The organism is Sporolactobacillus sp. THM19-2, assembly GCF_004153195.1.
GTDB lineage: Bacteria > Bacillota > Bacilli > Bacillales > Sporolactobacillaceae > Sporolactobacillus.
In genome coordinates this window covers 20,507-31,897 of sequence record NZ_SEMC01000003.1, presented here as the reverse complement: position 1 = coordinate 31,897, position 11,391 = coordinate 20,507, and the positions used below count along the sequence as shown (strand labels likewise).

The 11,391-nt window shown below is 47.1% G+C and carries 13 protein-coding genes and 1 riboswitch; of the genes, 9 read left to right on the top strand and 4 right to left on the bottom strand.

All coding sequences use genetic code 11. From position 1 onward, the window contains the following. The first annotated feature begins 23 nt into the window (after positions 1-23). Entirely contained in the window at positions 24-1,004 is a 981-nt protein-coding gene (gene nrdF / locus EWH91_RS03640) for a class 1b ribonucleoside-diphosphate reductase subunit beta (RefSeq protein WP_129928665.1), read from the top strand. Between the two features lie 118 nt (positions 1,005-1,122). Beyond that, a complete protein-coding gene (locus EWH91_RS03635) occupies positions 1,123-1,761 on the top strand; it encodes a YpjP family protein (RefSeq protein WP_129928664.1) in 639 nt (212 codons plus the stop codon). A gap of 52 nt (positions 1,762-1,813) precedes the next feature. Here EWH91_RS03635 and EWH91_RS03630 read toward each other — a convergent pair whose 3' ends face one another. From EWH91_RS03630 to EWH91_RS03615, 4 genes are all read right to left on the bottom strand, one after another. Beyond that, complete coding sequence (locus tag EWH91_RS03630; protein ID WP_240697244.1) at positions 1,814-2,485, bottom strand: GDSL-type esterase/lipase family protein; 672 nt, start codon at positions 2,483-2,485, stop codon at positions 1,814-1,816. 158 nt (positions 2,486-2,643) lie between these two features. Next, positions 2,644-3,441 carry a CAP domain-containing protein gene (locus EWH91_RS03625; protein WP_129928662.1) on the bottom strand — a complete coding sequence of 266 codons (798 nt, stop codon included), beginning with the start codon at positions 3,439-3,441 and terminating at the stop codon, positions 2,644-2,646. A gap of 334 nt (positions 3,442-3,775) precedes the next feature. Then, the gene (locus EWH91_RS03620) at positions 3,776-4,111 is read right to left on the bottom strand and encodes a spore coat protein (protein WP_129928661.1); all 336 of its coding nucleotides are present in this window, start codon (positions 4,109-4,111) and stop codon (positions 3,776-3,778) included. Next, a complete protein-coding gene (locus EWH91_RS03615; protein WP_206184274.1) occupies positions 4,108-4,383 on the bottom strand; it encodes a hypothetical protein in 276 nt (91 codons plus the stop codon). The genes EWH91_RS03620 and EWH91_RS03615 overlap by 4 nt, the downstream gene beginning before the upstream one ends. A gap of 380 nt (positions 4,384-4,763) precedes the next feature. Between EWH91_RS03615 and EWH91_RS03610 the strand changes: the two genes are divergently transcribed. From EWH91_RS03610 to EWH91_RS03580, 7 genes are all read left to right on the top strand, one after another. Continuing rightward, positions 4,764-5,126: an arsenate reductase family protein gene (locus EWH91_RS03610; RefSeq protein WP_129928839.1), complete on the top strand. Its 363-nt coding sequence runs from the start codon at positions 4,764-4,766 to the stop codon at positions 5,124-5,126. 93 nt (positions 5,127-5,219) lie between these two features. Next, positions 5,220-5,609: a glycine cleavage system protein GcvH gene (gene gcvH, locus EWH91_RS03605; RefSeq protein ID WP_129928660.1), complete on the top strand. Its 390-nt coding sequence runs from the start codon at positions 5,220-5,222 to the stop codon at positions 5,607-5,609. Positions 5,610-5,889: 280 nt separating this feature from the next. Next, positions 5,890-6,648 carry an RNA polymerase sigma-I factor gene (gene sigI / locus EWH91_RS03600; RefSeq protein ID WP_129928659.1) on the top strand — a complete coding sequence of 253 codons (759 nt, stop codon included), beginning with the start codon at positions 5,890-5,892 and terminating at the stop codon, positions 6,646-6,648. Next, complete coding sequence (locus tag EWH91_RS03595) at positions 6,620-7,651, top strand: anti-sigma factor domain-containing protein (RefSeq protein WP_129928658.1); 1,032 nt, start codon at positions 6,620-6,622, stop codon at positions 7,649-7,651. The genes sigI and EWH91_RS03595 overlap by 29 nt, the downstream gene beginning before the upstream one ends. 403 nt (positions 7,652-8,054) lie before the next feature. Further along, positions 8,055-9,299, top strand: a complete 1,245-nt coding sequence (locus EWH91_RS03590; RefSeq protein WP_129928657.1) for a LysM peptidoglycan-binding domain-containing protein — start codon at positions 8,055-8,057, stop codon at positions 9,297-9,299. 137 nt (positions 9,300-9,436) lie between these two features. Then, positions 9,437-9,557: riboswitch (SAM riboswitch) on the top strand. Between the two features lie 137 nt (positions 9,558-9,694). Further along, positions 9,695-10,717, top strand: a complete 1,023-nt coding sequence (locus EWH91_RS03585; RefSeq protein WP_129928656.1) for a methionine ABC transporter ATP-binding protein — start codon at positions 9,695-9,697, stop codon at positions 10,715-10,717. Further along, positions 10,714-11,379 (top strand): methionine ABC transporter permease, encoded by a 666-nt coding sequence (locus EWH91_RS03580; RefSeq protein ID WP_129928655.1) that lies wholly within the window; start codon positions 10,714-10,716, stop codon positions 11,377-11,379. The genes EWH91_RS03585 and EWH91_RS03580 overlap by 4 nt, the downstream gene beginning before the upstream one ends. Positions 11,380-11,391 lie beyond the last annotated feature (12 nt).

The following is an 11,391-nucleotide window of genomic DNA, read 5'->3' as shown; positions in this document are numbered from 1 at the left end:
AAGCATGTAAGGACGGTTGGAAAATGAAAGCTATAAACTGGAACAACAGTGATAACCAGATTGCAAAGATATACTGGAAGCAAAATATCAATCAGTTCTGGACAGAAGAGGCCTTCAAGGTTTCACGGGATCTGCCCGACTGGGGCCGGATGACTGAGGCAGAACGGCGTACCTATGTCGAAGTCCTGTCCGGGCTGACAGGGCTTGATCGTGAACAGGGGGATAACGGCATGCCCCTGATCTCGATTCATCATGATAATATGCATGAGCAGGCTGTGTTTGCCTGGATGGGGATGATGGAACATATCCATGCAAAATCTTATTCCCATATTTTTTCAACGCTCATACCATCGAAGAAAACCAATTATTATCTGGGTGAATGGGTAGATCGGCAGCCGGAACTTCAGGCAAAGTATCAGGCGATTGCCTTCTGGTATAACCAGCTTTATGATCGGCGGGAAAATGTGACGCCGTTTAAACGGTATATGGCCATGACCGCATCCGTTTTCCTTGAAAGCTTTTCCTTTTACAGTGGCTTCTTCTATCCGGTTTACCTGTCCGGACAGGGGCGGATGATTGCCAGCGGTGAGATCATCCGGAAAATCATTCAGGATGAATCGATTCACGGGAGTTTTACCGGAATGGTCGCCCAGAGGCTTTACCAGGAGGATCTGTCGGACAGTGAAAGAGTGAAGGCGGATCATGAATCTTTTAAACTCCTTGACCATTTGCTTGATATCGAGAAGAGATACACGCAAAAGATCTATGCGGATGTCGGTCTGGTGAAAGAAGTGAACGATTACGTCCTGTATAATGCCAACCGGGCACTGCAGAATCTGGGCCGGGACGATAAATACGAACATGATCCGGTCAGCCAGATTGTGCTGAACGGGATTGATACCGGTACGATCAATCATGATTTCTTCTCAACAAAAGGAGATTATGTTGTTCCGCTGAATATCGAACCCTTAACTGACGACGATTTTAAATTTGATAATGTGTAACTCCTGACAGCCTGTGATCCTCTTCGCAGGCTGTTTTTTCGAAAGAAGGACTGATGTTTCGGAGCGCTGCGAATGATATAATAAGAGTACAGATGACGGAGAGGCGGGAGGGGATTTTTTGATTCCAAAATTCATGAGAAAAACACTAATTGGAATAGTCGCTGTACTGACATTTGGCGCCATTGTCCCCACTTTTCCGGCGAATTATCTTGATAAACAAAGTGATAAGCAAAATATCCAGAGCACGAAAGGTCAGAAAACAGATCTTCCAGCTTATGTAGAGACGCAGGAAGCAAGCAGGAGAACAGGCTGGAGTGCCGCAGTTCCTGACGATGAGCCGGTGGAGAAACTGATCAGTGCCTTTTCGTCCTATGCGCTTCTGGAAGTCAGGTATCAGGGCCTGCATAAATTTGGTCGGCGGATCACAGAGAAAATGGGTTATCAGTATGCTACTGAAGTGGCTCCTGCATTTGCAGCCGTCATACGGGAGCTAAGTCGCGGCCATGATTCAGAGTGGGTCCGCAGTCTTGCCGTAACGCACTCTGCTGCACCGGGACTGGGTGAACGAATTTTGCACATTTACAATACGGATTCCGGAAAAAATGTACTCAAACTGCACGTCCGCCGGGACCACCCGCCGCTTGACGGTTACTGGTTTGATTTTCATTATCATTCTGCGCGGGATGGTTTTCAGGCACATCATGAATTGAAGAAAATATACTGGGGGAAAAATATACCACCTAAATGGCGGGCATAGCCGTCAAACAGCCGGGCTGATGGAGTTCCGGCTGAATGTATAGATAAAAAAATCAGTTCTCTGGCAGCTTACCGGTATGTTCGGAACCGGATCTCTGGTAAGGGTCGAACCCCAGTTCAGCAACAACCTGCGTCATGAGGCGGTAGCCGGCCGGATTGGGATGCAAATGATCGAAACTGAGCAGATAAGGCTCATAGCCGGTGAAAGCCTGATAGATATCCGCCGTGCGGACAAAAGGAAAGCGTTCGAGAGCAGACAGGCCCTGATTGTACTGTTCAATCCAGAGGCTCGAGCCGGGGACATGAAATAAAGGGTTGTAAAGGTTAAGGACCCGGATCATGAGAGGTCCGGTCTGATGAATATCCAGAATAGCTGACAGGATTCGTTCCATTTGATCCAGACATTTGCGGACTGCTGTCCTCGCTATGCTGTCATCACCGGTTTTCAGCCAGGCTCTTCCGGCGCGAAGGAGATCGTTCCCGCCTCCTGTGATTGTGAGAAATCCAGCCTGTCGGACGGCTTCGGAAACGTCCGGATGAGCCAGACTGCGAAGAATGTCTGCTGTCGTTGCACCATTTTTTGCAAACACTTTCAGCCTGACAGGGAGCCGGAAGCGGTCTTTCAAAATACGGTGATATTGCCTGACAAAATCAGGATAAAATAAAGTTGATCCCACGCCCACGGTAAGAGAATCGCCGAGGGCTACATATAGCGGGTTACTCATCGTCATAACCTCCGCGAAGTCAAGCTTCTTTTTTCATACTATTCAGCAGCGCCCGCAACGTTACCTTACCGATTTGAAATAACAGGCAGCGCCGGATACATGGTCCGGCGCTGCCTGTTATAGTTTATGATTAATGAATTAAAATAACGGATTGAAAATTATTCTCCAATAAATTCCTGAGTCCAGTACGTGCCGTATGATCCACCTTCAACAAAGCCGACACCAATTGTTGTAAAATTAGCGTTGAGAATATTTGCACGGTGTCCCGGGCTGTTCATCCAGCCCTGAACGACTTCTTCCGGGGTTTTTTGACCGGCTGCAATATTTTCTCCGGCTGCTCTATAGTTGATTCCGTATTTTTTCATCATATCAAAAGGAGATCCGTAGGTCGGTGACTGGTGGTCAAAGTAATTCCTGTCTCGCATATCCTGCGATTTGGCACGTGCCATTTTGGCCAGCTGGGCATTTCCCGATTTCAGCGGCGCCAGTCCGGCTTTTGTACGTTCCTGATTCGTCAGTTCAACGACTTTCTTTTCAAATGCATTCATCTGACTCGTTGATTGCTGATGATCGGAAGGTTCAGGACTTTTGTCCGGTGCCGGTTTTTCCGGAGTTGCGGGTTTTTCCGGGGCTGCCGGCTTTGCCGCTGCCTCAGGCTTTTGTGGTTGAGCTGCCTGTCCCGGGTTTTTCTGCGGCTGATCTGTCTTTTGACCGATATCCACCACGATCGGCTGATTTTTCAGATGAGAAAGATCAACCTGAATGCCGAACTTTTTCAGCAGTTCATTGACGTCGGGCAACTGATTGTCCTTCAACTTCCACGGATTTAAAAGATCAGTCGCAGCGACTTTGAGCTGGACATTATTTGGAAGAGATGCAGCTTCTGCGTGTCCCCCTGAAACGAATGGCAAGGCAAGCGACCCAGCAAGAGTTAAAGCAAGAATTTTTTTGAACATGTTTTGTAACTCCCTCCTTGGTCAATAGGTTTCGAGATTATGAGACTTTCGGAGGGGTACAAAAGAAATTGCATGATGTTACCAGTTAAATGGAAAAACCGGCCTGCGCGTCAAGATATGCTATTTCCCGGGAAATCCACGGGTTTAGCCAGGCCTGAGGCGCCGGCTGAACCCGAGTTGCATCCATAGATTGTGATCCTTCCTCTATGTAAAAAAAGGCACTGCTCCATTCAGGAAACAGTGCTGTAAATTCATTCGATTAAGAAAGGATTAGAAAAACCGGATTTCTGGCGCATCGGCAACTTGCCAGAGCAGTCTTTTTTTCAGCCCCTTCTTATTTGGGAAACTGCTGCCGGGCATACTGGTTGAACTGTTGCTGTGTCTGCTGCATTTTCTGAGGTTCCTGAGATTCAAATTTATACCATCCCTTGTTAAACATCAGATTGTACAGATCGCGCTGATGGTCGCAGGTGGCATCAAAAACAGATTTAATATCCTGATAAAGCGCCTGATGACTCGCTTCCTGCATGGCATGTACATAGGAAATGCCCATATATTTTTCCGACAGGAGCAGATCATTTAAATAATCCCTGTCATTCATCTGCGGCGTTTTCGGAACCTGGGATTCCGTATTCTGAATCGGTGTCGACTGTGCGGGCTGCTTCATCATTTCGAAATCCCTCCCGTAACAGGGGCCTGTATGTGTTTACCCAGGTGATTCAGGATATCCTGATAATGGCGCTGATGAAGCTGACAGGTTCGATTCATCGCCTGCATCACATCCTGATCCTGACACATAGAAGCGTAGGCGTGTGCTTTCTTGATGAGATCCAGGTTCCATGAAAGCATGTCTTCAATATACAAATGATCTTTTGTGGACAGGATGTCCGGCGGCTGTGGAAAGTTCGTCTGAGCCTGCCCGCCCTGCTGCTGCATGTTCATGTGTGTTTCACACTCCTCTGTTAATTAAATTAATGGTGACGGTGCTCAGGTGTATTATGTCCCTGCGTGCGGAAATCATTTGGCTTTCTTTTTATTTTCTACAGGAAACAACAGTCACATGCCTTTAGATGATCTTATGAAATAGGCTATACTATAAGAAACAGGCCCGTTCAGCCTGCCTGTTATTTTTCACTCAGGTGTCCTTTTCCGCGGGCGATCCGTGCCTTTCCTCGCCCGGTATATTCGCTGCGGGGGCTCACCAGGTTGCTGGTGCCGCCGGAGTGTCGCACCTGCCACTGATCCATTAAGGGCAAAACAGGCAGCGCGGACAAAGCCGGTAAAAAGAATAAGCGAAGGGGTGGTGAAGCACGTTGCTGACGATGTATGGTTATCCGACCTGCGGGACATGTAAAAAGGCGAGAAAATGGTTAAACGACCACGATATCAACTACAGCGAGATACAGATTGCTGAGCATCCGCCTGCAAAGAATGAACTCAGAAGTCTCTACCGAAAATCAGGACTGCCTCTGAAGAAATTTTTTAACACAAGTGGCAGACATTATCGGGACCAGGATATAAAGACAAAGATCAGAACCGAACCTGAAGAAAAATGGCTGGAATGGCTTTCTGCTGACGGCATGCTGATCAAACGCCCGATTATAACCGACGGGGAACATGTTACGGTTGGCTTTAATCCGCAGCAGTTCGAAGCCATCTGGGGCAAAGTCATGAGGGAAAATTAAAGGGCATCACAGAGAAATTACGATATAATGGTATTGAAAAAAAATAAAAAGACACAGTGCGGTCAGCCGCTTAACTGAAACGGAGGCATCATAATGAGTATTCCTGAAGATTTGCTTTACTCGAAAGATCATGAATGGGTGAAAAAAGAACCAGACGGCAAAGTCCGAATCGGAATCACGGAGTACGCTCAGAAGGAATTAGGTGATATTGTTTTTGTCGAATTACCGGAGACAGGCCATGAATTAAAAAAAGGAGACTCGTTCGGCAGTGTTGAATCGGTGAAAACCGTCTCGGAACTTTATGCACCTGTTGGCGGGACCGTATCAGACACAAACAGTGATCTTGAGGATTCTCCCGAATTTGTTAACGAATCACCCTATGAGAAGGCCTGGATGATTGAGCTTGAATCGGTGGACTCAGGTGCTTTCAATCAGTTACTTGACGCAGCGGCTTATGAGAAACTGATCGGCGAAAAAGGCTGAGATCAGACTCCCTCTCCATCTGGTAAAAATATCATGTTTTTTAACAGCCCTTGTCATCTGATTGTTACCATAATGTCGCTTCCCCTGCGGTAGCTGTCATGGTATAAAAGAGACAAGGGTATTTTACTGATTCTGACAGGATACGATGCCCTTCGACTGAAAATATGGCACAGATTCTGACATTAACAAAAATTTTTGACAATACTCACCAGAACTGTATTGACGTGATATGTTTAAATCAAGATCAATTGACCAGAAAAAAGCGAGAGGTGGAATCGTGATGAGCGCCGGCCAGATTGCTATAGGTGGAGCGTACAATTTTCCGCTTGAAACCAATATTTTTAAAGCACAGCAGGGCGATGAGACCCTGAGAAATAAAATTATCGAATCTTACCAGCCTTTTATTAAAAAGGTTGTTTCTAAAGTATGCAATCGTTTTATTGATCAGACCATGGATGAATTCAGTGTCGGAATGGTCGCTTTTAATGAAGCCATAAACCAGTATAAAAAGGGACAGGGCAGCAAATTCCTGACCTTTGCCGATATGGTTATTCGGCGCAGAATTATTGATTTCATTCGTAAGGAATCAAGACAAATGCGTAATATCTACCTGGATCAGGCGCAGCATGATGATGAAAACAATATGGAAGAAAGCTATGTTGAGCAGCAGGCAGCCATTGATTTTTATGAAGAAAAATGCCGAATCAGTGAGCGCACAGAACAGATTGACAGTTACAGAAAACTGCTGCTTGAATACGGGATCACCTTCGATGTCCTGAGCAGGCACTGTCCGAAACATGCCGATGCCCGTGAGAACGCCAAGATTTCAGCGAAAATTCTTGTAGAACACAAGGAGCTTGTTCAGTTTTTGCGTAAGAAAAAGCAGCTGCCGATAAAAGATTTACTGCAATTTGTTTCATGCAGCCGCAAAACCATTGAAAGGAATCGAAAGTATATAATAGCATTAGCGCTGATCTATATCGGCGGATTCAATGCACTAAAGTCATATATTGAACCGGAGTACTCAGAGGTTCATTGACGTAAGAAGGGCGGGGAGGAAACTGAACAATCGTGGAGTTCTTGTCTCCAAACAGGGACGCCGGGCTGTCATTCTGACAAATGATGGTGATTTTGAATCGGTCAGACTGAGGCGCACCGCCACATTGTCAGTCGGGGAAACGGTTTTATCCGCTCACCTTGCTCATTCATTTCATCTTGGCAGTTATTTTCTTATACCTGTACTGGCTCTTGGATTTTCCATGTTCTGCTTTGCACCTTTATCGCATAGTACCTTCCAGCCGGACCGGCCTGTTGCCGCCTATGTCAGCTTTGATGTTGCATCCGATATTGAAGCGAGTGTCGATCCGGACATGCGCATTATTTCCGTTCAGGCCCTGGATGGGAATGCTAAAGCGATACTTCCGGATCCGGATGCATTCCGGAATATGTCTTTCAGTGCCTTTACGTCACATTTGTTCGAGAGGCTCAACGCGCGGGGACAGTTAACCGGACAGACCCTGTGTCTGATTACTACCGCGTTTACCAATCAGATCACGCGGTCAGAGCGAGATCATTTTAACAGAAAATTATTCGAAGCATACACGGCAGGAACGGCCCGGACGGCCATACGAAGCGGATCGGCGTCAAAGTGGCAGATCGCATCGATGGCCGGACGGCAGAATGCCAGACAGGCGGGACTGTCGATGGGCAAATACCTGTTGTATCTTAAGGCTAATGCGTTTCACAGGGTGCTGTCACTGGATCAGGCGCGACAGCTTTCTGCGTTACGTCTTGAACAGCTGCTTTCTTCCTCCAGACCGGTCTGGTATCCATTTATCAGGGAGCTGACGGGAAAATTTCAGAACGGTGAAAACCAGGCTGCGAAAGCAACTTTTCATTATATTAAAGAAAATTCACTGTTCAGAAATCCCTTTAACAGTCTGGAGAAGAAAGAGCCTGCTGAAGATCTGAGCGGTATGCGTCTCGGTGAACCGCGGTCAGTTGCGTTGACTCATGCCCTGCGTCAACGTCTGGAAGCCTGATGAAAAACATAATCATGGATTCTGATGTTCAGGCAGGGGCGGCAGGCTGAAGTGCATTATTTGAAGATCAATCTGTTTCCGGATAAAGGAGACAGGTTATTTTTTTGGCAAAATTTTTAACTGAAGAACTGATTTCCAGTGGGCAAGCCGTTGTTCTTATTTTCCGGGCAGATCCTTATGCTGTTTTCTGTAAAAAATTGTCTGATCTGATAAATGTTCTTATAGCTGTCTTATCCTGCATCAAATATTAAACAACTGTAATGAAGACGTATCGCTTCTGTTAACAGCATGTAACTGCCATGAAAAATCTGGGGACTATGATTAACCTTGTTGAAAAGCTTAACACACATGTACATATAAGCGACGCGTGATTTTTGAAATACGAGCAGGAGGTTATCCGAAAATGAAGAAAAAAGGAATCATATCAGCAACGCTTATCGGCGGACTGGTTGTAGCAGGAACGGGTGCCGGAGGAGTAGATCAGGCAAAGGCAGCTCCTTCGGGAAATGCAGTAGTCAATTTGGCCAGACAGGGTATCGGTCAGCAATATAAATGGGGAGCTAACGACTGCTCCGGCTTTACGATGAAAGTCTTTGCCCGTTTAGGGGTGAATCTGCCTCACAGTTCTGCGGGGCAGGCAGCGTACGGTGCTTATGTCAGCAGAGATAACCTTCAGCCGGGGGATCTCGTCTTCTTTAACACCAATAATAAAGGAATTTCTCATGTGGGGATCTATGTGGGCAATAACCAGATGATCAGTGCTGAAAATGAAGAAACAGGTGTCCGTCAGACGCAAATTTTTGATGGCGGTGCATCCAGCTACTGGGAACCCAAATATGTGACCGCCAGACGGATTTCTGAAAGCACCCCACCCGCTCAGAAAGCGAAAAAATCTGTACGTCCTGCAGTAAGACAGGCCGCACCGGCTTCGAACACGACTCAGAAAGCCACAAGCAACAATCAGGCGACGCCGTCTGGAACCTATAAAATTCAGGACGGGGATACGCTGTCAGGAATCAGTCAGAAGACAGATGTATCGGTGTCTCAGCTGAAAGCACTGAACGGGCTGAACTCGAATCAGATTAGATCCGGCCAAGTACTCCGGCTGAAGGGCAATCCGATTTCGCCATCCAAAGCTCCTTCAAAGGTTTCTGCAGCAAAACCGGCTAAAGCTTCTGCAGCAAAACCGACAACAGCTTCTGCAGCGGAACCGGCTAAAGTTCCTGCAGCAAAACCGAAAGCACAGACGGTAAAGTCAGGAGTTAAGGAAGCGGCGCAGCCTGCACAGTCGGCAGAACGTCCTGCCGCTGCTCAATCAGATAAAGTGTCCGGCGGAACTTATTTCGTCCGGACGGGTGACAGCCTGTGGGCGATTTCAAGACATCACGGAATCAGCGTATCCGAAATTAAACTGAACAATCATTTGAAGTCGGATGTGATTTATCCGGGTCAAAAGCTTAATTTCAATGTGCAGAATAAAGGCCAGACGCATAATCAGGCAAATAAAACATACGCGATTAAGCGCGGGGATACCCTGTGGGATATTGCAAGAGCGCATGGCACGACAGTCAGCAAGCTGATGAAAGAAAATCATCTGCATTCTTCTCTGATTTTCGCAGGTGATCAATTAAAGTTGCCGAAAAAATAATTAAAAATTTCATAATGATCATAAACGCCGGGCAGGAGGAAAATCTTGCCTGGTGTTTTTTTGAATCGTCGATTTGACAACTTTCAGCCACCATGTTAAGTTAAATTTACGCATAAGAATAGAAGAATAGGTAATCACTCTTATCAAGAGCGGCGGAGGGACTGGCCCGATGATGCCCGGCAACCCCTGTTTTCTGTTTATTCGGAAGACAGGAAGGTGCTAATTCCTGCAGAAATGCAAGTTTCTGGCAGATGAGAGAGGCAGCGGGCTCCTCTTTCATTGAGGAGTTTTTTGTTTACCTTCATGAAGCGTGAAAGGGAGGAGATACAGGTTTCGGATTTTCCGGAATATCCGGCTAAGCGTATAGAAAAGGTTTTGAAAGTGAGGAAATGGTGTTGATTGAGCTTCAAGATGTGAAAAAGGTTTACCAGACTGATGCCGGACCGGTTGAAGCTTTGTCTGACGTCAGCCTGAGCATCCGCCGGGGTGAGATATTCGGCGTCATCGGCTACAGCGGTGCCGGTAAGAGTACGCTGATCCGGCTGATTAATATGCTGGAGAAGCCGACATCCGGTCAGGTGGAAGTGGACGGGCGTGTGCTGTCTGATTTATCAGATAAACAATTGAGGAGGGAAAGACAGCAGATTGGAATGATTTTTCAACACTTTAATCTGCTGTGGTCCCGCACGGTTGCTGAAAATATTGCTTTCCCGCTTGAACTGTCCCATCTTCCTAAAACTAAAAGGAAGGAGCGGGTGTCGGAACTGATTCGGCTCGTCGGGCTTTCCGGACGTGACTCGTCCTATCCGTCACAGCTGAGCGGAGGCCAGAAGCAGCGTGTGGGCATTGCCCGGGCTCTTGCCAGTAACCCCAAAGTGCTGCTCTGTGATGAGGCGACGTCCGCACTGGATCCGAAAACAACAGAGGACATTCTCCGCCTGCTCAGCGAAATTAATAAGAAACTGGGAATCACGATTGTGATCATTACCCATGAGATGCATGTCATTCATCAGATCTGTGATCGTGTTGCTGTCCTTGATCGGGGAATCATTGTCGAAGAAGGTTCCGTTCATGATGTTTTTCTGCATCCACAGAAGGAGATCACAAGATCGTTTGTCGGCCGGACAGACGAATCGCTGACTGAAAAGGAGCGAATCAGCTCGTTTCAGAAGCATCATCCGGGAGGGACCATTATCCGCATCACATTCAGGGAAGGGGACAGCCAGAAACCGCTGTCGACGATTTTATTCCGGAATCCGGCTCTTGAGGTGGCTGTCATTGAAGGCGATCTGTCATCGGTGAATGGCGGTTCAGAAGGGCTTCTTCTATTAAATCTGACCGGTGCGGAAACCGATATAAAAGCTTCCATTGAGAAGCTCCGGGCAGGGCATTTGGAAGTTGAGGTGATTTCCCGATGAACGGTTTCTTATCAAGTATCGACTGGCCGGGAATGTGGCTGGCTACCGAACAAACGCTTTATATGACTCTGGTTTCCGGTGTCCTGACTTTTGTTATTGGTCTGATTCTCGGCCTGATTCTTTTCCTGACGGCAAAAGGCGGGCTTTATGAGCAGCTGTTTGTTTACCGGATTGTTGCGGCAGTTGTCAATGTCTTTCGATCGATTCCATTTATCATCTTAATTATCTTGCTGATTCCGTTCACTGTTCTGATTGTCCGGACGATGATCGGCGCAACAGCAGCTCTTCCTGCGATTATCATCGGGACAGCCCCGTTTTACGGGCGCCTTGTAGAGATCAGTCTCCGGGAAGTAGATAAAGGGGTCATTGAAGCCGCTCAGGCGATGGGAGCTTCCCGCCTGCAGATCATTGTTAAAGTCCTGCTTCCTGAAGCCTGGCCGTCGCTGATCTCCGGCATGACCGTCACGCTGATTGCCTTAATCAGTAATACCGCGATGGCGGGCGTTGTCGGCGCAGGCGGACTGGGCACCATTGCATACAATGACGGTTTTCAGGCGAATAATAATCAAATTACCTTTGTCGCGACAGTCATTATTCTGATTATTGTTTTTATTATTCAGTTTATCGGTGACCGTATCACCCGGCATGTTGATAAGAGATAAACAGACAGATCA

Excerpts from the sequence above, each read along its gene's own strand:
- nrdF (WP_129928665.1), top strand. The coding sequence starts at position 24 with ATGAAAGCTATAAACTGGAACAACAGTGATAACCAGATTGCAAAGATA.
- EWH91_RS03630 (WP_240697244.1), bottom strand. The coding sequence starts at position 2,485 with ATGAGTAACCCGCTATATGTAGCCCTCGGCGATTCTCTTACCGTGGGC.
- EWH91_RS03625 (WP_129928662.1), bottom strand. The coding sequence starts at position 3,441 with ATGTTCAAAAAAATTCTTGCTTTAACTCTTGCTGGGTCGCTTGCCTTG.
- EWH91_RS03620 (WP_129928661.1), bottom strand. The coding sequence starts at position 4,111 with ATGATGAAGCAGCCCGCACAGTCGACACCGATTCAGAATACGGAATCC.
- EWH91_RS03615 (WP_206184274.1), bottom strand. The coding sequence starts at position 4,383 with ATGAACATGCAGCAGCAGGGCGGGCAGGCTCAGACGAACTTTCCACAG.
- EWH91_RS03610 (WP_129928839.1), top strand. The coding sequence starts at position 4,764 with ATGTATGGTTATCCGACCTGCGGGACATGTAAAAAGGCGAGAAAATGG.
- gcvH (WP_129928660.1), top strand. The coding sequence starts at position 5,220 with ATGAGTATTCCTGAAGATTTGCTTTACTCGAAAGATCATGAATGGGTG.
- sigI (WP_129928659.1), top strand. The coding sequence starts at position 5,890 with ATGAGCGCCGGCCAGATTGCTATAGGTGGAGCGTACAATTTTCCGCTT.
- EWH91_RS03590 (WP_129928657.1), top strand. The coding sequence starts at position 8,055 with ATGAAGAAAAAAGGAATCATATCAGCAACGCTTATCGGCGGACTGGTT.
- EWH91_RS03580 (WP_129928655.1), top strand. The coding sequence starts at position 10,714 with ATGAACGGTTTCTTATCAAGTATCGACTGGCCGGGAATGTGGCTGGCT.